General features: G+C 73.0%; 14 protein-coding genes. 8 read left to right on the top strand and 6 right to left on the bottom strand.

Features of this window, described 5'->3' with window-relative positions; all coding sequences use genetic code 11:
• Window positions 1-201: 201 nt before the first annotated feature.
• Window positions 202-3,348, bottom strand: coding sequence for an isoleucine--tRNA ligase (gene ileS / locus ACWCP2_RS34235; RefSeq protein WP_450912466.1), 3,147 nt, complete (start codon window positions 3,346-3,348; stop codon window positions 202-204).
• Between the two features lie 586 nt (window positions 3,349-3,934).
• Between ileS and ACWCP2_RS34230 the strand changes: the two genes are divergently transcribed.
• The 5 genes from ACWCP2_RS34230 (at window position 3,935) to ACWCP2_RS34210 (ending at window position 8,796) form a co-directional block, all read left to right on the top strand.
• Window positions 3,935-4,858 carry a TraR/DksA family transcriptional regulator gene (locus ACWCP2_RS34230; RefSeq protein WP_450912465.1) on the top strand — a complete coding sequence of 308 codons (924 nt, stop codon included), beginning with the start codon at window positions 3,935-3,937 and terminating at the stop codon, window positions 4,856-4,858.
• Window positions 4,859-5,079: 221 nt separating this feature from the next.
• Window positions 5,080-5,643, top strand: coding sequence for a signal peptidase II (gene lspA / locus ACWCP2_RS34225; RefSeq protein WP_450912464.1), 564 nt, complete (start codon window positions 5,080-5,082; stop codon window positions 5,641-5,643).
• 41 nt (window positions 5,644-5,684) lie between these two features.
• Window positions 5,685-6,626: an RluA family pseudouridine synthase gene (locus tag ACWCP2_RS34220; protein ID WP_450912463.1), complete on the top strand. Its 942-nt coding sequence runs from the start codon at window positions 5,685-5,687 to the stop codon at window positions 6,624-6,626.
• Window positions 6,623-7,105 carry a GNAT family N-acetyltransferase gene (locus ACWCP2_RS34215; protein ID WP_450912462.1) on the top strand — a complete coding sequence of 161 codons (483 nt, stop codon included), beginning with the start codon at window positions 6,623-6,625 and terminating at the stop codon, window positions 7,103-7,105. Before ACWCP2_RS34220 ends, ACWCP2_RS34215 begins: the two co-directional genes overlap by 4 nt.
• Window positions 7,106-7,203: 98 nt before the next feature.
• Window positions 7,204-8,796 carry a Na+/H+ antiporter gene (locus ACWCP2_RS34210; protein ID WP_450912461.1) on the top strand — a complete coding sequence of 531 codons (1,593 nt, stop codon included), beginning with the start codon at window positions 7,204-7,206 and terminating at the stop codon, window positions 8,794-8,796.
• A 102-nt stretch (window positions 8,797-8,898) separates the two neighbouring features.
• Here the strand turns inward: ACWCP2_RS34210 and ACWCP2_RS34205 are convergent, their stop codons facing one another.
• Window positions 8,899-9,939: an SDR family NAD(P)-dependent oxidoreductase gene (locus ACWCP2_RS34205; RefSeq protein ID WP_450912460.1), complete on the bottom strand. Its 1,041-nt coding sequence runs from the start codon at window positions 9,937-9,939 to the stop codon at window positions 8,899-8,901.
• Complete coding sequence (locus tag ACWCP2_RS34200; protein ID WP_450912459.1) at window positions 9,936-11,138, bottom strand: UDP-N-acetylglucosamine--N-acetylmuramyl-(pentapeptide) pyrophosphoryl-undecaprenol N-acetylglucosamine transferase; 1,203 nt, start codon at window positions 11,136-11,138, stop codon at window positions 9,936-9,938. Before ACWCP2_RS34200 ends, ACWCP2_RS34205 begins: the two co-directional genes overlap by 4 nt.
• Window positions 11,139-11,210: 72 nt before the next feature.
• Here ACWCP2_RS34200 and ACWCP2_RS34195 point away from each other — a divergent pair, with 72 nt between their 5' ends.
• Both ACWCP2_RS34195 and ACWCP2_RS34190 read left to right on the top strand, forming a co-directional pair.
• Window positions 11,211-11,897 carry a response regulator transcription factor gene (locus tag ACWCP2_RS34195; protein WP_450912458.1) on the top strand — a complete coding sequence of 229 codons (687 nt, stop codon included), beginning with the start codon at window positions 11,211-11,213 and terminating at the stop codon, window positions 11,895-11,897.
• Complete coding sequence (locus tag ACWCP2_RS34190; protein ID WP_450912457.1) at window positions 11,894-13,357, top strand: sensor histidine kinase; 1,464 nt, start codon at window positions 11,894-11,896, stop codon at window positions 13,355-13,357. Before ACWCP2_RS34195 ends, ACWCP2_RS34190 begins: the two co-directional genes overlap by 4 nt.
• 564 nt (window positions 13,358-13,921) lie before the next feature.
• On the opposite strand, the gene ACWCP2_RS34185 is transcribed toward ACWCP2_RS34190, so the two are convergent.
• A complete protein-coding gene (locus ACWCP2_RS34185) occupies window positions 13,922-14,968 on the bottom strand; it encodes a mechanosensitive ion channel family protein (RefSeq protein ID WP_450912456.1) in 1,047 nt (348 codons plus the stop codon).
• A gap of 50 nt (window positions 14,969-15,018) precedes the next feature.
• On the opposite strand from ACWCP2_RS34185, the gene ACWCP2_RS34180 reads away from it, so the two are divergent.
• Complete coding sequence (locus tag ACWCP2_RS34180; RefSeq protein WP_450912455.1) at window positions 15,019-15,588, top strand: dienelactone hydrolase family protein; 570 nt, start codon at window positions 15,019-15,021, stop codon at window positions 15,586-15,588.
• A 91-nt stretch (window positions 15,589-15,679) separates the two neighbouring features.
• On the opposite strand, the gene ACWCP2_RS34175 is transcribed toward ACWCP2_RS34180, so the two are convergent.
• Both ACWCP2_RS34175 and ACWCP2_RS34170 read right to left on the bottom strand, forming a co-directional pair.
• Window positions 15,680-16,621, bottom strand: a complete 942-nt coding sequence (locus ACWCP2_RS34175) for a M43 family zinc metalloprotease (protein ID WP_450912469.1) — start codon at window positions 16,619-16,621, stop codon at window positions 15,680-15,682.
• Window positions 16,622-16,843: 222 nt separating this feature from the next.
• On the bottom strand, window positions 16,844-18,529 hold the full coding sequence (locus ACWCP2_RS34170) for an alkaline phosphatase D family protein (protein WP_450912454.1): 1,686 nt from the start codon (window positions 18,527-18,529) through the stop codon (window positions 16,844-16,846).
• Window positions 18,530-18,545: the final 16 nt, after the last annotated feature.

The raw sequence follows: 18,545 nt of genomic DNA, 5'->3' as shown, positions 1-18,545 counted from the left end.
CGCGGGCCGGGGTGGGTGCCGCTGCGCGGGGCGGAGTCCCCTCCCCGCCCTTCACCCGTTCCCCGGGGCTGCGCCCCGGACCCCCTGGGGCTCTGCCGGGTCCGGGCAGAGCCCGGGGAACGGTGGAAGGGCGGGTAGGGGACAGGAAACAGCTGTGACCCGGACCCCTTCGCCGGGGGGCCGGGCCACAGGAGCGAAGGGCTACGCCTTGCGGAGGCGGAAGGTGAGGCCCAGGGGCTCGTCCTCGAAGGGGTCGCCGTACGAGGCGTCGGCCTCGCCGGAGGCGTAGTCCGTGGCCAGGACCTCGTCCGCGATGAGGGTCGCGTGGTCGGTCAGGGCCGCCACCAGCTCGGGGTCCGACGAGGACCAGCGCAGGGCGATCCGGTCCGCCACGTCGAGGCCGGAGTTCTTCCGGGCCTCCTGGATCAGGCGGATCGCGTCACGGGCCAGCCCCGCGAGCCGCAGCTCCGGAGTGATCTCCAGGTCCAGGGCGACCGTCGCACCGGAGTCGGACGCCACCGACCAGCCCTCGCGCGGGGTCTCCGTGATGATGACCTCCTCCGGGGTGAGGGCGACGGTCTCGCCGTTCACCTCGACCGAGGCCTCGCCCGAGCGCAGGGCCAGCGACAGCGCCGCCGCGTCGGCCGCGGCCACCGCCTTCGCCACGTCCTGCACGCCCTTGCCGAAACGCTTGCCCAGCGCACGGAAGTTCGCCTTGGCCGTGGTGTCGACGAGCGATCCGCCGACCTCCGAGAGGGAGGCCAGCGAGGAGACGTTCAGCTCCTCCGTGATCTGCGAGTGCAGCTCGGGGGAGAGCGTCTCGAAGCCCGATACGGCGACCAGCGCGCGCGACAGCGGCTGACGGGTCTTCACGCCCGACTCGGCCCGCGTCGCGCGGCCCAGCTCCACGAGGCGGCGTACCAGCAGCATCTGCCGGGACAGCTCCGGGTCGATCGCCGAGGCGTCCGGGACCGGCCACGTGGTCAGGTGCACCGACTCCGGGGCGTCCGGGGTGACCGGGACGACCATGTCCTGCCAGACCCGCTCCGTGATGAAGGGGGTGAGGGGGGCGAGGAGGCGGGTGACCGTCTCCACCACCTCGTGCAGGGTGCGCAGCGCGGCCGCGTCGCCCTGCCAGAAGCGGCGCCGCGAGCGGCGGACGTACCAGTTGGAGAGGTCGTCCACGAAGGACGAGAGGAGCTTGCCGGCGCGCTGGGTGTCGTACGACTCCATCGCCTCGGTGACCTCGGTCGTGAGGGTGTGGAGCTCCGAGAGGAGCCAGCGGTCGAGGACCGTGCGGTCCGCGGGCGCCGGGTCGGAGGCCGAGGGGGCCCAGTTCGAGGTACGGGCGTACAGGGCCTGGAAGGCGACCGTGTTCCAGTACGTGAGGAGCGTCTTGCGGACGACCTCCTGGATGGTGCCGTGGCCGACGCGGCGCGCCGCCCACGGGGAACCGCCGGCCGCCATGAACCAGCGGACGGCGTCCGCGCCGTGCGTGTCCATCAGCTGGATCGGTTCGAGGGTGTTGCCCAGGTGCTTGGACATCTTGCGGCCGTCCTCGGCGAGGATGTGGCCCAGGCAGACCACGTTCTCGTAGGAGGACTTGTCGAAGACGAGGGTGCCGACCGCCATCAGCGTGTAGAACCACCCGCGCGTCTGGTCGATGGCCTCCGAGATGAACTGCGCCGGGTAGCGCTTCTCGAAGATCTCCTTGTTCTTGTGCGGGTAGCCCCACTGCGCGAACGGCATCGAACCCGAGTCGTACCAGGCGTCGATGACCTCCGGCACGCGGACCGCGGTGAGCTCGCAGCCCTCCGCCGTGCAGGGGAAGGTGACCTCGTCGATGTACGGGCGGTGCGGGTCCAGGTCCGACTGGTCCGTGCCCGTCAGGTCGCTCAGCTCGGCCAGGGAGCCGACGCAGGTGAGGTGGTTCTCCTCGCAGCGCCAGATGGGCAGCGGGGTGCCCCAGTAGCGGTTGCGGGACAGCGCCCAGTCGATGTTGTTGTTCAGCCAGTCGCCGAAGCGGCCCTGCTTGACGGAGTCCGGGAACCAGTTGGTCTTCTCGTTCTCCCGCAGCATCGCGTCCTTGACGGCGGTGGTGCGGACGTACCAGGACGGCTGTGCGTAGTAGAGCAGGGCGGTGTGGCAGCGCCAGCAGTGCGGGTAGCTGTGCTCGTAGGCGATGTGCTTGAAGAGCAGGCCGCGCGCGTCGAGGTCGGCGGTCAGCTTCTCGTCGGCCTTCTTGAAGAAGACGCCGCCGACGAGCGGGACCTCCTCCTCGAAGGTGCCGTCGGGGCGGACCGGGTTCACGACCGGCAGGCCGTACGCGCGGCAGACCGCGAGGTCGTCGGCGCCGAAGGCGGGGGACTGGTGGACCAGACCGGTGCCGTCCTCGGTCGTGACGTACTCGGCGTTCACGACGTAGTGGGCGGGCGCGGGGAACTCCACCAGCTCGAAGGGGCGCTGGTAGGTCCAGCGCTCCATCTCCTTGCCCGTGAAGGACTCGCCGGTGGCCTCCCAGCCCTCGCCGAGGGACTTCTCCAGGAGGGGCTGGGCGACGACGACCTTCTCGTCATCCTTGGCCGCTACCACGTAGGTGACGTCGGGGTGCGCGGCGACCGCGGTGTTGGACACCAGGGTCCAGGGGGTGGTCGTCCAGACGAGGAGCGCCGCCTCGCCCGCGAGGGGGCCGGAGGTCAGCGGGAAGCGCACGTAGACCGAGGGGTCGACGACCGTCTCGTAGCCCTGGGCCAGCTCGTGGTCCGAGAGGCCGGTGCCGCAGCGGGGGCACCAGGGGGCGACACGGTGGTCCTGGGTGAGCAGGCCCTTGTTGAAGATCTCCTTCAGCGACCACCACACGGACTCGACGTACTCGGGGTCCATGGTCCGGTAGGCGTCGTCCAGGTCGACCCAGTAGCCCATCCGGTTCGTGAGCTCGGTGAAGGCGTCGGTGTGGCGGGTCACCGACTCGCGGCACTTGGCGTTGAACTCGGCGATGCCGTACGCCTCGATGTCCTTCTTGCCGTTGAAGCCCAGTTCCTTCTCGACGGCGAGTTCGACGGGCAGACCGTGGCAGTCCCAGCCGGCCTTGCGGGCCACGTGGTAGCCGCGCATGGTGCGGAAACGGGGGAAGACGTCCTTGAAGACGCGGGCCTCGATGTGGTGCGCGCCGGGCATGCCGTTCGCGGTGGGCGGGCCCTCGTAGAAGACCCACTCGGGCCGTCCCTCGGACTGCTCCAGGGTCTTGGCGAAGGTCTTGCTCTCGCGCCAGAAATCGAGGACCGCGTGCTCGAGGGCAGGCAGGTCGACCTGGGCGGGTACCGGGCGGTACTGCGGCGGTGTGGTCATGAGGCTGAACTCTTCCTCCGGCGGGGTGTCACTTCCGTCCGGAGGGACGAGAGCCGTCCTTGTCTCCAAGGACCAGCCGCTCCCGCGGTACCACCCTCCTTGGCCTCCGGACCTGCGGTCCGAGGGCCCCCTCATTGGGGTGCGAAGCCGGTTCTACTGTCCCTGCGGGAATTCCCGCGGGCTTTCTTCCGGCGGCTCCGGGGTGATCCTTCGCATCGCGCTCGCCCCCGGGCTCTCACCGTCCCCGGGTCGCTCCTGGCTGCGTCCGACGCTACTCGTCCCCATCCATGCCTCTCGCTGGGCCCAGTGTACGGGCCGGGGGGCCGGTCGGCAGACCGGTTTACGGGGGCGTGGCGCGGGGCCCCTGCGGGGCGCGGAGCGGGGCCGGGAATGACCCGAATGGGCCGACGGGGCGCTCCGGGATGCGGTGGGGCGGGTGGGGCCGGATTACCGGGCTTCCCACTGGGCACAACGGATGCAGGTTGACCTCGATGGACGCGTGCCCCGTTGCCGCGGGGCCGGAGCCGATTTATCGTTCCGGCACGATTCGCGAGCAATGATCACAGTATGTGAAGGGGCCGCGGCCATGGTGGCGAAGAAGACCGCCGGGAGTACTGCCAAGAAGGCTGTCGGGAAGGCTGCGGAGAAGCCGGCGAAGGAGCCGGTGACGGAGGTGGCGGCCACCGGTCCGGAGGCCGGACCGGTGGACGGGACTGCTGCCGGAGCTGTCGCCGGGACGAAGAAGGCGGCCGCCACGAAGAAGGCGGCCGCGAAGAAGACGGCCACGAAGAAGGTGGCGGCCACGAAGAAGGCGACGGCCGGGACCGAGGCGGAGGCCGGGACCAGGGCGACGGCCGGGACCGAGGCGGAGGCCGGGGCGAAGGCGGAGGCCGGGACCGCGGCCGCAGGTGCGAAGAAGGCGGCCGCCGGGAAGAAGGCGGCCGCGAAGAAGGTCACGGCCGGCACGGCCGGGGCCGAGGGGGCGGCGCAGGCCGCGCACGAGACGGGAGCCCGGAAAGTGGTTGCCAAGAAGAGCACCGGCACGGCCAGGAAGACGGCCGCGGCCGCGACCAGCGGGCTGCCGAAGGCGCGGGCCACCGCGGGCCTGGCCCCCGGCGAGCTCGCCGTACGGCCCGGCGAGGACCCCTGGACCCCCGACGAGGTCGCCGACGCGCGGGCCGAGCTGGAGAGCGAGGTGCTGCGGCTGCGCGCCGAGCTCCAGGCCTCCGACGCGGCCATCTCCGGGCTGATGAGGGACTCCGGAGACGGCGCCGGCGACGACCAGGCCGATACGGGGACCAAGAACATCACCCGGGAGTCGGAGCTCGCCCTCGCGGCGAACGCCAACTCGATGCTGGAGCAGACCGAGCGCGCCCTGGAACGGCTGGAGGCGGGCACGTACGGCCTCTGCGAGAACTGCGGGCAGCCCATCGGCAAGGCACGGATGCAGGCCTTCCCGCGGGCCACGCTGTGCGTGGACTGCAAGCAGAAGCAGGAGCGCCGGCACTGAGCGGGGACCGGGCGCGGGCCCGGCGGGCCCCGGGCGGCCGCCGGAGGGCCCCGGGCCCGCACCGGCAGGCTCCGCCGGGGTCGCGGCCGGGGTGCGGCCGGGGCGGCGGCCGAAGGGTGCCCTGACGTACTCTCGTGTCTCGTCAGGGTCCAGGAAACCTGGCGGGTCGGTCGGCGCAGTACCGTTCGGCAACCTGGTTCGAGCTAGTTCGAGGGACTCACGTGGCAGAGGCGGAGCGCATCATCGGTACGCCGGAGGTCGGGGAAGACGGCACCCAGCCCGAATCCGCCGCGCCCAGGGGGCGGCGGCGGATCGTCGCGCTGCTCGTCGTGGCGGTTCTCGCCTACCTCGTCGACCTGGGCAGCAAGATGCTGGTCGTCGCGAAGCTGGAGCACCAGCCGTCGATCCAGGTCGTCGGAGACCTGCTGAAGTTCGACGCGATCCGCAACCCCGGAGCCGCCTTCGGCTTCGGCGAGGCCTTCACGATCATCTTCACCTGCATCGCCGCCACCGTCATCGTGGTGATCGTGCGCCTGGCGCGGAAGCTGTACAGCCTGCCCTGGGCGATCGCGCTGGGCCTGCTGCTGGGCGGGGCGCTGGGCAACCTGACCGACCGGATCTTCCGTTCGCCGGGCGTGTTCCGCGGCGCGGTCGTCGACTTCATCGCACCCGCGCACTTCGCCGTCTTCAACCTCGCGGACTCGGCGATCGTGTGCGGCGGGATCCTGATCGTGCTGCTGTCGTTCCGGGGGCTGGACCCGGACGGCACCGTCCACAAGGACTGATCGCGGGAATGGTCTTCTGTCGAGTCCTGCATACTCGACAGGTGAGTACGATTCCCGAGATCCGCACCCTGCCCGTACCCGATGGCCTCGAGGGCGAGCGCGTCGACGCCGCCATCGCCCGTATGTTCGGTTTCTCCCGGACGAAGGCGGCCGAACTCGCGGCCGCGGGAAAGGTGCTGGTCGACGGCAGTGTCGTCGGGAAGTCCGAGCGTGTGCACGGTGGCGCCTGGCTCGAGGTCGAGATGCCCGAACCGCCCCGGAAGGTCGAGCTCGTCGCCGAGCCCGTCCCCGGCATGGAGATCGTCCATGACGACGACGACATCGTCGTCATCATGAAGCCGGTCGGCGTCGCCGCCCACCCCAGCCCCGGCTGGACCGGAACCACCGTCATCGGCGGCCTGGCCGCCGCCGGCTACCGCATCTCCACCTCCGGCGCCTCCGAACGCCAGGGCATCGTGCACCGGCTCGACGTCGGCACCTCCGGCCTGATGGCCGTCGCGAAGTCGGAGCGCGCGTACACCTCGCTGAAGAACCAGTTCCGCGAGCGGGTCGTCGACAAGCGCTACCACGCGCTGGTGCAGGGCCACCCGGACCCGATGAGCGGCACGATCGACGCGCCGATCGGGCGCCACCCCACCGCCGACTACAAGTGGGCCGTGACCCAGGAGGGCAAGCCCTCCGTCACTCACTACGACCTGATCGAGGCCTTCCGCGCCGCCTCGCTGCTGGACATCAAGCTGGAGACCGGCCGTACGCACCAGATCCGCGTGCACATGGCCGCGCACAAGCACCCCTGCGTCGGCGACCTGACCTACGGCGCCGACCCGACGGTGGCGAAGCGCCTCGGACTCACCCGGCAGTGGCTGCACGCGGTGCGGCTCGGCTTCGAGCACCCCTCGGACGGGCAGTGGGTCGAGTTCGAGAGCACCTACCCGGCGGACCTGCAGAACGCGCTGGACGTGATCCGCAAGGAGAGCGAGTGACCGCGGGCGGCGGCGCCGGGGGCGTCGTCGTACGGGTTGCCGCTACGGACGAGGACCTGAAGGCCTGCTTCGGCGTGCGGACCGAGGTCTTCGTCGTCGAGCAGTCGGTGCCGGAGTCGCTCGAGTACGACGCGTACGACGAGATCGCGGTGCACGTGCTGGCCGAGGGGCCGGACGGGGTGCCGCTGGGCACCGGCCGGCTGCTGTACGGGCCCCGGGCCCTGGGCAAGACGGGCTCCCCGGAGGTCGGCTCGCTCGGACGGCTGGCCGTCACCAAGGCCGCGCGCGGGCTCGGGGTGGGGGTCGCGCTCGTGCGGGCGATCGAGGCGGAAGCGGTCCGGCTGGGCCTCGCGGCCGTGGACCTCGGCGCGCAGACCCATGCGATGGGGTTCTACGAGCGGCTCGGGTACGTGGCCTACGGGCCGGAGTTCCAGGACGCGGGGATCCCGCACCGGTCGATGCGGCGCGCCCTGCCGTAGCCCCGCGCCCTGCCGTAGCCCCGGGCCGGGCCGACACGCGGCTCCGGCTGCGTCGGCAGGTGGGGTCGGCAGGCGGGGCCGGCTGGCAGGGTGTGGGAGTGGATCAGCTCCTGCTGTTGTTCGTGCTGTTGCTCGGGGCCGTGGTGACGGTGCCGCTCGGGGACCGGTTGGGGCTGCCCTCGCCGGTGCTGATGACGCTCGGCGGGGTGGTGCTCGCCCTGGTGCCCGTGGTGCCCAATGTCGACATCCCGCCCGAGTACATCCTGCCGCTCGTGCTGCCGCCGCTGCTGTACGCCTCCGTGCAGCGGACCTCCTGGCGGCAGTTCGCCGCCAACGTACGGCCCATCCTGCTGCTGGCCGTCGCCCTCGTCTTCGTGACCACCGTCGCCGTCGCCTGGACCGCGCACGCCCTCGTGCCGGGGCTCTCGATCGCCGCGGCGGTGGCGCTCGGCGCGCTCGTCGCCCCGCCCGACCCCGTCGCCGCCACCGCCGTGGCCGGGTCGCTCGGACTGCCCCGGCGCATGGTGTCGATCCTGGAGGGAGAGGGGCTCTTCAACGACGTCACCGCCATCGTGCTCTACCACGTGGCCATCGCCGCCGCCGTCAGCGGCAGCTTCTCCTGGCCCGAGGCGCTCGGGGAGTTCGTGCTGTCGGCTGTCGTGGCCGTCGCGGTGGGGCTCGGGCTCGGCTGGGCCACCCACCGGCTCATGGGGCGGCTCGGCGATGCCACGCTCCAGATCGGGCTGACGCTGCTCGTGCCGTTCGTGGCGTACGTGCTCGCGGAGGAGCTGCTGGGCTCCGGAGTGCTGGCCGTGCTCACCACGGCGCTGTTCCTCGCCGAGTACGCGACCGACGCCGACGACGTGCTGGGCCGGCTCGCCGGGCACACGTTCTGGGAGGTCGTCGACATGCTGGTCACCGGTGTGGCCTTCGGGCTCATCGGGCTGGAGCTGCACCACGTGTTCGGGTCGGCCCAGGGGCGGGGCTGGCAGATGGCCGGGTGGGCGGCCGCCGTGGTCGCGGTCGTGGTCGGCGTACGGCTGGCGTGGCTGCTGCCGGCCGGCTGGCTCGCGAAACGGCTCCACTCGCGGCGCGACTACGACGAGGAGATCCCGCTGAGCTGGCGGGAGTCCGTGGTGATGTGGTGGGCGGGCATGCGGGGCGTGGCCTCGGTGGCGCTCGCGCTCGCCATTCCCTTCGAGACGGACGCGGGGGACCCCTTCCCGGCCCGGCAGGAGATCGTCTTCATCGCCTTCGCCGTGATCATGAGCACCCTGGTGGTCCAGGGCCTGACCCTGCCGTGGCTGGTCCGCCGGCTCGGTGTGGAGGCCGACTCGGACGCGGAGGCGGACATCGCCCGCGCGCTGGCGATCCGCGCCGCCAAGGCCGCGAAGCGGCGGCTGAAGGAGATCGAGGAGGTCGAGGACCTGCCCGAGGACCTGGTGGAGGTGCTCTACCGCAGGGCGTACGACGTGGGCGCCAGGATCAGCCCCGACATGGTCGACGAGGAGCGGCGGGAGGCGTACGCGAAGCGGGTGGAGCGGATCCGCGACGTGGCGCGCATCCAGCGGGAGATGATGTCCGCCGCCCGGCACGAGGTGCTCTCCGCACGCAGCGAACCGGGCGCCGACCCGGAGATCGTGGACCGGGTGCTCCGTCATCTGGACGTCCGCAGCCTGCGCAATCCGTAGCCCGGGGCGGGGGCGGGCGCCGCCGTCCGACCGGGGTGGCCGGACGGCGCCGTCCGACCGGGGTGGCCGGACGGGGGGTCCGGCCACCGGAGGGGCCCCGCCTCAGACCTGGTAGCGGTCCGGGGCGAAGAGGTGGAGGTGGGCGGCTATCCACTCCGAGGTGCGGGTCAGGCCCTCCTGGAGGGAGACCTCGGGCTGCCAGCCGGCCCAGTCGCGGGCCCGGGCGTTGTCCGACAGCAGGCGCTGGACCTCGCTGCCCGGGGGACGCAGCCGGGCCGGGTCGACGACCACCTCCGCCTCCCGGCCCGACGCGCTGATCAGGGCCCGGGCCAGGTCGCCGACGGAGATCTCCTCCCCGGTGCCGAGGTTGACCACCTCGCCCAGCGCCCGGTCGCATTCCGCGACGGCGAGGAAGCCCGCGGCGGTGTCGGTCACGTAGGTGAAGTCCCGGGTGGGCGTGAGGGAGCCCAGGCGGACCTCGCGGGCGCCCGAGTGGAGCTGGGCCAGGATCGTGGGGATGACCGCGCGGGCCGACTGGCGGGGGCCGTAGGTGTTGAACGGCCGGACCACCGTGACCGGCAGGTCGAACGCGTGGTGGAAGGAGAGCGCCATCATGTCGGCGCCGATCTTCGAAGCGGAGTACGGGGACTGCGGCTGCAGCGGGTGGCTCTCGGAGATCGGGGCCGTCAGGGCCGTGCCGTAGACCTCGCTGGTGGAGGTGTGGACCAGGCGGCGCACGCCGTGGCGGCGGCAGGCCTCGGCCATGTTCTCGGTACCGGTGACGTTCGTCTGGACGTACGCGCCGGGCGAGGCGTAGCTGTACGGGATCCCGATCAGCGCCGCCAGGTGGAAGACCGTGTCGCAGCCGGCCACCGCGTCGCTGACCCGGCCCGCGTCGCGGACGTCACCGGCCCACATCTCCACCGGGCCGCCCGGGTCGGACAGGTACCGGGCCAGGTGTCCCTTCTCGGCGTACGGCTTGTAGTGCACGAAGGCGCGCACCTTCGCGCCCCGCGCCACCAGCAGGTCGACGAGGGTGGAGCCGATGAACCCCTCGGCGCCCGTGACCAGGACCGTGCGGCCGCTCCAGTCGGCGGGGGTGCGCACCGGGGTGAGGGCGAGCGTGGGGGTGTGCGGGGTCATGCGAACTCCAGGGGGGTGGGGGAGAGGGAGGGGAAGCCGGCGACGCGCAGGACCTGCGCGGCCAGCAGTTCGGCGGCCCGCGCGTGCGGGCCCGGGTCGGCCGCGCCGGCCATCGCGGCCAGCCGCGCCGGGTCGGCCAGTAGCGGGGCGAGCAGTTCCGCGAGGCGCCCGGCCGTGGCCTCGGCGTCCGCCAGCAGCAGACCGGCGCCCGCGTCGGACAGCACCCGGGCGTTGTGCGTCTGGTGGTCGCCCGGGGCGTACGGGTAGGGGACCAGCACCGAGGGGACCCCGGTCGCGGCGAGCTCCGCCACCGTCGCCGAGCCCGCCCGGCACACCACCAGGTCGGCGGCCGCGTAGACCAGGTCCATCCGGTCCAGGTACGGCACGGCCCGCGCGATCCGGGCCCCGCCCGAGGCGGCCAGGGCGGCCACCGTGTCCGCGAGCGCCGCCGGACCCGTCTTGATCAGCAGCTGCACGTCCTGCCGCGACTGCCAGGCGGCCGCCAGCCCGGCCGCGGCCGAGGTCAGGCGTACGGCGCCCAGGCTGCCGCCGTTGAACACCACCAGCCGCCGCCCGTCCGGCACCCCGAGCTCCCACCGGGCCCGCGCGCGCAGGGCGGACCGCTCGGGGCGGGTCAGCCCGGCGAGGCCCGACAGCGCGGCGGAGATCGGCATTCCGGTGGTCAGGGCCCGCGCCCCGCCCGCCAGGTGCTCCCGGCTGCGGTCGAAGGCCACCGCCATGTGCGGGGTGAGGCGGGCCGCGAACTGGTTGGCCCGGCCCGGTACCGCGTTGGACTCGTGGATCACCGCCGGCAGTCCGGCCAGCCGGGCCCCGAGCACGGCGGGCGCACTCGGATAGCCGCCCATGCCGACGGCCACGTGCGCGCCCTGGGCCCGGATCACGGCCCGGGCCTGCCCGGCCGAGCGCAGCAGCGCCGCCGGGAGCAGGTAGCGCCTGGCGCCCAGGGCCGGGTCGAAGGGGATCATGTCCACGGTGTGCAGGCGGTGGCCGGCGGCCGGGATCAGCTCGGTCTCCAGCCCGCGTTCGGTGCCGATGAACGAGACCGTCACGTCCGGGACGGCGGCGCGCAGCGCCTCCGCGAGGGCGAGCCCGGGATAGATGTGTCCGCCGGTGCCGCCCGCGCCGATCACGACGGAGAGCGGCCAGCGTGAGGAGGATGGGGAGGGGGAGGAGGTCATGGACGCAGACTTCCGGTGCGCCCTAAGAAGGTTCTAAGAGGTTCTCCCGGAGCATTTGGGAGGCTTTGCGGCATGCAGCGGATTCTGGTGGTGGACGACGAGCCCGAGGTGCGGGCCGCCGTCGAGGACGGCCTCGCCGTCGAGGGGTACGAGGTGCGCGGCGCGGCCGACGGGCTGGCCGCGCTGTCGGACGTGGCCCTGTGGCAGCCGGACGCGGTGGTCCTCGACGTGATGATGCCGGTGCTGGACGGGCTCGCGGTGTGCCGGCAGTTGCGCGCGGTGGGCGACCGTACGCCCGTGCTCGTCCTCACCGCCCTGGACGCGGTGAGCGACCGGGTCGACGGGCTGGAGGCCGGCGCCGACGACTACCTGGTCAAACCGTTCGCGCTCGACGAGCTCGTGGCCCGGGTACGGGCCCTCCTGCGGCGGGCCGCCCCCGAGGATCCGGCCGGGGGCGCGGCCGTGCTCGGGTACGGGGACCTCGTGCTCGACCCCGCCACCCGTACCGGGCGGCGCGGCGAGCGGCCGCTGGAGTTCAGCCGCACCGAGTCGGCGCTCCTCGAACTGCTGCTGCGCCACCCCGGGCAAGTGCTGCCGCGCGAGCTGGTCCTGGAACTGGTGTGGGGCCGGGACTTCGGGCCGGACTCCAACTCCCTGGCCGTCTACGTCGGCTACCTGCGCCGCAAGCTGGAGGCCGGCGGCGAGCCGCGGCTGGTGCACACCGTGCACGGGGTCGGCTACCGGCTGGACGCCGCGTGAGCGGGCGGGGCCGGGGGCGGGGCCGGGGATCGGCGCGGGGGTCGGGGCCGGGTGCCGGGGCCGGGGCGCCGTGGCGGCGCGGGTGGCCGCTGCGGACCCGGCTGGCGCTGGCCGTCACCGCCGCGGTGGCCTTCGTGGCCCTCGGCATGTGCACGGCAGCCTTCCTGGAGGGCCGGGCAGCGCTCTACCAGCAGCTCGACCTGAGCCTGGACCAGGCCGCCCGGCTCGCCGCGAAACAGTACGGGGACTCCCCGCCCGGGGTCGCCGCCTGGAGCTGCCAGTACCTGGCCGCGCCCGCCTGCGTCCAGATCGTGCCGCCCGATCCGCGCAAGGACCCGGCGGCGGGGGAGGGCGCGTACCGGATGCCGGTGACGCCGGCCGCCCGGCTGGTGGCCGTGCGGGAGCGTGCCCCCTTCTACACGGACATCGTCGTCGAAGGCCATCCCGCGCGGATGCTCACCACCGACTTCCTCAAGGACCGGGCCCTGCAGGTCGCGGTGCGCTCCGACTCCGTGGAGACCGGCATCGACCGGGCCGCCCGGCGGCTCGCCGTCACCGCGGCCGCCGGGGTGCTGCTGGCCGCGCTGCTCGGGTACGGGGTCGCACGGACGGGTCTGGCCCCGGTCACCCGGCTCACCGCCACCGCCGAGCGGATCGCCGCCACCCGGGATCCGCGGCACCGGATCGAACTGCCGCCTCCCGGGCGCGGCCGCGAGGACGAGATCACCCGGCTCGCCGGGAGCTTCAACACCATGCTCGGGGAACTGGAGCAGTCCGTCACCGCGCAGCGGCGGCTCGTCGCGGACGCCTCGCACGAACTGCGGACCCCGCTGACCGCGCTGCGCACGAACGCGGAGCTGCTCGCGCGGGGGGACCGGCTGACGGCGGAGCAGCGGGAACGGGCCTCGCTGGCGCTCGGGAGGCAGCTGCGGGAGGTGACGGGGCTGGTCAACGACCTGATCGAGCTGGCCCGTGACGAGGAGCCGCGGCTGCTGGTGGAGCAGGTACGGCTGGTTCCGCTGGTGGAGTACTGCGTGGGGGCCGCGCGGGCGCACTGGCCTGGGGTGGCCTTCCGGGTGCGGGGGCCGTCCCCGGAGGAGGCCGTGGTGGTGGCGGGGGTGCCGGCGCGGCTGAGCCGGCTGCTGGGGAACCTGCTGGACAACGCGGCGAAGTTCAGCCCCGGTGGGGCGGAGGTGGAGGTCGGTGTCGGGGTGGCGGTGCGGCGGGGTGGGTGCGTGGAGGTGACCGTACGGGATCACGGGCCGGGGATCGCGGAGGCGGATCTGCCGTACGTCTTCGACCGGTTCTACCGGGCGGGGGCGGCGCGGGCGCTGCCGGGGTCGGGGCTGGGGCTGGCGATGGCTCGGCAGATCGCGCGGGCGCACGACGCCGAGCTCGCGGCCGAGGCCGCCCCGGGTGGGGGCGCGCTGTTCCGGCTGACCTTCGCAGCCCCGGGCTGAGGGGTGACGGGGCCCGGCCCCGGCCCCGGCGTGGCCCTGTCCTGGCCCGGCCCTGGCCCCGGCGTGGCCCTGTCCTGGCCCGGCCCTGGCCCCGGCGTGGCCCTGCTCCTGGTGCCGGCCTCGGCCCCGGCGCTGGCCCTGCGGGGCAAAGTCCCCTACCCGCCCTTCCACCGTTCCCCGGGCGCTGCCCGGACCCGGTCCTCAAACGCCGGACGGGCTGGGGAGGGGGGTACCGGGCTGCGCCCGGACCCCCCTGGGGCTCCGCCCCAGACCCCGCGCCTCAAGCGCCGGACGGGCTGGGAGAGGTACTGGGCTGCGCCCGGACCTCCCTGGGCTCCGCCCCGGACTCCGGTCCTCAAACGCCGGACGGGCTGAAAGCGGGGTATCGGGCTTCGCCCCGGACCCCCTGGGGCTCCGCCCGGACCCCGCGCCTCAAGCGCCGGACGGGCTGGGAGGGGTACCGGGCTGCGCCCGGACTCCCCTGGGGCTCCGCCCCGGACTCCGGACCTCAAGCGCCGGACGGGGTGGGGAGGGGGTACCGGGCTGCGCCCCATACCCCGTGGTTCACACGGCGGCGGGGCTGGGTGTGTCCGGTGGGGGTGTGGACTGGGTCGTGGCGATGTGGGGGAGGGCGTACGGGTGGTGGGTGGTGAGCCAGGTGATCAGGCGTTCTCGGACCGCGCAGCGGACGGTCCAGACGGCGTCGCCGTCCTTCGCCGTGACCACCGCGCGGACCTGGATGGTGTGCGGGGTGGTGTCGGTGACGGCCAGGGTGCCGGTGCGGCCGTCCCATTCCGGGATGGTCTTGAGGACGCGCTGGAGTTCCTCGCGCATCAGGTCCACCGGGGCGGTGTGGTCGAGGTGCCAGAACACGGTGCCCGTCATCTGCGCGCCGCCGCGCGACCAGTTCTCGTAGGGCTTGCTCGTGAAGTACGAGACCGGCATCGTGATCCGGCGCTCGTCCCAGGTGCGGACCGTGAGGAAGGTGAGGGTGATCTCCTCCACCGTGCCCCACTCCTTGTCGACCACCACCGTGTCCCCGATCCGGACGGTGTCGCCGAAGGCGATCTGGAGTCCGGCGAACAGGTTGCCGAGCGAGGACTGGGCGGCGATGCCCGCCACGATGCCCAGGACGCCCGCCGAGGCCAGCATGGAGGTGCCGACCGTCCGCATCTCGGGGAACGTCAGGAGCATCGCGCCGAGGGCCACCACGATCACCACCGCCGTGACCACCCGCTGGATGAGGGTGACCTGCGTGCGGACCCGGCGGACCCTGGCCTGGTCGGCGGCGTCGGCCGCGTAGCGGGCGTACGTGGAGTCCACGATCGCCGTCGTGATGCGGATCAGCAGCCACGCGGCCGCCGCGATCAGGATCAGGGTCAGCGCGTGCCCGGGCCCGTCCGCGCGCCGCCGTACGGCCTGCAGCAGGGAGGCGGCCAGGACCACCAGGAACGGGGGGCGGCAGCGGCGCAGCAGCCCCCACAGCGGGGTCTCGCTGTGCCGGGCGTCGGCGCGGCGCAGCAGCAGGTCCAGCAGCCAGCCCGCGAGCAGGGTGACGGCCAGGGTGCCGGCGACGGCCGCGATCGGGCGCAGGAAGGAGTCCGTGTCCATGCAGGCCAACGTAACCGGAGAGGGTCCGGCGGAACTGGCACGATGGGGGGATGAACATCGTGCTTTTCCATTCGACCTACGGGCTGCGGCCCGCCGTGCGGGAGGCGGCCGACCGGCTGCGCGCGGCCGGGCACCAGGTCCAGGTGCCGGACCTCTTCGAGGGACGCACCTTCGAGACCGTCGAGGAGGGCATGGCCCACCGGGACGAGATCGGCCGTGACGAGCTGCTCAAGCGGGCGGTCCTGGCCGCGGCCCCCCATTCCGACCAGGGCCTGGTCTACGCGGGCTTCTCCTTCGGCGGCTCGATCGCCCAGCACCTGGCGCTCGCGGACGAGAAGGCGCGCGGGCTGCTGCTCCTGCACGGGACGGCCGACCTGGAGGAGAACACGTACGTCGACGAGCTGCCGGTGCAGCTGCACGTCGCCGACCCGGACCCCTTCGAGCCGCACGACTGGCTGACGGCCTGGTACCTGCGGATGCGCAAGGCCGGGGCGGACGTGGAGGTCCACGGCTATCCGGGGGCCGGGCACCTGTTCACCGACCCGGGGCTGGACGACTACGACGCCGAGGCCGCGGAGCAGACGTGGGCGGCCGCCCTCGCCTTCCTCGAGGGGATCTAGGCGGACGCGAGGAAGGGGCCCCGCTCGCGGGGCCCCTTCGTCATGTGTGCGCCGGAATGCCGGAATGCCGGAACGCCGGTGCGCCGGAGCGTCAGCCGCGGTAGGACGTCCACATGCTCTTCATGCGGGTCACCTGGCCCGCGGTGAACTGGTACATGCAGGAGTCGTACGTGTAGTCCATGAAGTTGTGGATCGGGTCGACGCCGGACGCCGTGCAGGTGTCGCGGCCGGTCGGGCACTCGAAGGCCGCGCTCTTCTCCGCCGGGGTGTCGGAGACCGAGTCGCCGCTGCCCGAGCAGCCGCCCTGGAAGGTGTGGTAGAGCCCGAGCCAGTGGCCGACCTCATGGGTGGCGGTGTCGCCCTGGTTGTAGTTGGTGGCCGAGCCGCCGGGGATGGAGGTGTTGAGGATGACCACGCCGTCCATCTTGGGCTGGGAGGCGTAGGAGCTGGGGAAGGTGGCCCAGCCGAGCAGCCCGCCGCCGAGGTTGGCGGTGTAGAGGTTCAGCGCGTTCTTGCCGCCCTTGCGCAGGGCGTTCTTCATGTTCTTCTCGGCGGTGGTGCCGTCCGAGACGTTGTACCAGGTCGAGTTGTTGGTGTAGTCGGTCCCGGCGAGGGAGAACTGGAAGCCGGAGTCGACGTTTCCGGTGCCCTGGCCCGCGTAGGCGGCGTTGAGCACGGAGATCTGGCTGTTGATCTGCGCGGCCGTCAGGTTGCCGGCGCTGCCGGAGGTGATGACGTGCACGTACACGGGGATGGTCGTGACGGCGGCGTCGGCGGCGGTCAGGCTGCGGGGGCCCTTCGCGATCTGGTCGAGCTTCGCCTTGAGGTCGGCGTCCATGGCCTTGGCCTGGGCCTCGGTGACCTCGTTGGGCTCGGCCGCGGCCTTGTCCTTGGGGCGCGCCACGCGGGCGTTGGCGGGGCCGGAGGCGCTCTCGGCACACACCTCGGCTCCGGTCTTGGGCGCCGCGGACACGACGGTGGGGGCGGCGAGCGGGGTGAAGGCCAGGGTGCCGGTGAGTACGGCGGCACCCATCAGGCGGCGGCGAAGAAGGGGGGATATGCGGGCAAGAGCGCGCACGTGTGCTCCTCGCGAGTGGGGGGTTGAGCGGGAGGGATCTCCTCGGCTGGCGGGAATCTTACGTGCGCATGTCATAAACAGGTCAAGGCCCCTACGTAAAAGATTTGTTGCTTCTGATGCCAAAGGGGCGCCTGGTCTACGCCAAGCGCCCCTCCGGACGGGAAAACTGGCTGAATGTCAGCGCACCGGCCGGTCCGCCCGCTCCACCTTCTGCGTCCCGTTGAGCGTCCGGTACGAGCGCGCCCAGGCGGCCGTGGCGTCCTGTCGGCGTTTGTCCGAAACCACGTAGTAGTCCATCTGGGAACGCTCGGCCGTCACGTCCAGCACGCCGTAGCCGTGGGCATCCATGTCCAGCCATTTCACGTGCCGGTTGGCGGCCTTGATGGCCGTTTCCGCGACCAGCGAGACCGTGTCGGCCGGTACGTGCAGCAGGTCGTCGATGTTGTCGGAGGTCACCGACGTCACCACGAACTCCACGCCCGCCGACCGCGACCACGGGTAGGTGGCCGCCGTCACCGGGACGTCGTTCGCCCAGGCCATGTGGATGTCGCCGGTCAGGAAGACGGTGTTGCGGACGGAACGGTCCGTCAGGTGCCCCAGCAGCTCCCGGCGGTCGTCCGTGTACCCGTCCCACTGGTCCACGTTGACCGCGAGCCCGCCCGCGGGCAGGCCGAGCAGCTCGGTCAGGGGAGCCAGCAGGTGCGCCGGCAGCGAGCCGAAGGCCACCGGCGAGATCATCACCGAGGTGCCCACCAGCTTCCAGGTGGCCTGCGAGCCGGCCAGCCCCGCCTTCAGCCAGTCCAGCTGGGCGCGCCCGGTGATGCTGCGCTCCGGGTCGTCCACCGCGCCGCTGCCGATGCCCGCCTGCTGCGAGCGGAAGGTGCGCAGGTCCAGCAGGTGCAGGTCGGCGAGGGTGCCGAACTGCAGCCGGCGGTAGACGGTGCCCTCGGTGGAGGCGCGCACCGGCATCCACTCGAAGTACGCCTGCCGGGCGGCGGCCGCGCGGGCCGCGAAGGAGCCCTCGGTGGCGGGGTCGTGGTTCTCGGCGCCGCCGGACCAGGTGTCGTTGGCGATCTCGTGGTCGTCCCAGATCGCGATGACCGGGTGGGCCTGGTGCACGGCCTGCAGATCGGGGTCCGTCTTGTACTTCCCGTGCCGGGTGCGGTAGTCGGCCAGGGTGAGGATCTCGTGCAGCGGCTCGTGCTGCCGTACGACGTACTTCGGCTCGGGGTAGCCGCCGCTCTTGTACTCGTAGATGTAGTCGCCCAGGTGCAGGACGGCGTCCAGATCGGCCCGCGCGGCCAGGTGGCGGTACGCGGAGAAGTAGCCGGACTCCCAGTTGGCGCAGGAGACCACGCCGAAGCGCACCCCGGCGGGCGCGGTCGCGGCGGCCGGTGCGGTGCGGGTGCGCCCGGCCGGGGAGACGGTGGGGCCGGCGGTGAACCGGTACCAGTACGCCGTCTGCGGCCGCAGACCTCGTACGTCGGCCTTGACGGTGTGGTCCGAGGCCGCGCTCGCGGTGACGGTGCCGCTCGCGACGATCCGGGAGAAGGCCTTGTCCTCGGCGACCTCCCAGCCCACCGCGAGGGCCGGGCCCGCGCCGGAGCCCGGTACGGCCGCGGCGGTCGGGGTGACACGGGTCCACAGCAGGACCCCGTCGGGGAGCGGGTCGCCCGAGGCGACGCCGTGCAGGAAGGAGGGGGCGTCCTCGGTCGCGGCGGTGGCGGCGTGGGCGGCTTCGGCGCCCAGCGCGGCGATCGGGACGAGTGCCGCCGTGGCCGCCGCGGCCAGGACGACCGTACGGCGGCGCGGAGTCGGCACGGACGCCGAATCCGGTGCGGAAGGGGAGAGTTGACTGGTCACGGATGATCACATTACC

Source organism: Streptomyces sp. NPDC002104 (genome assembly GCF_053593795.1).
This window is presented reverse-complemented; position numbering and strand designations above follow the sequence as displayed.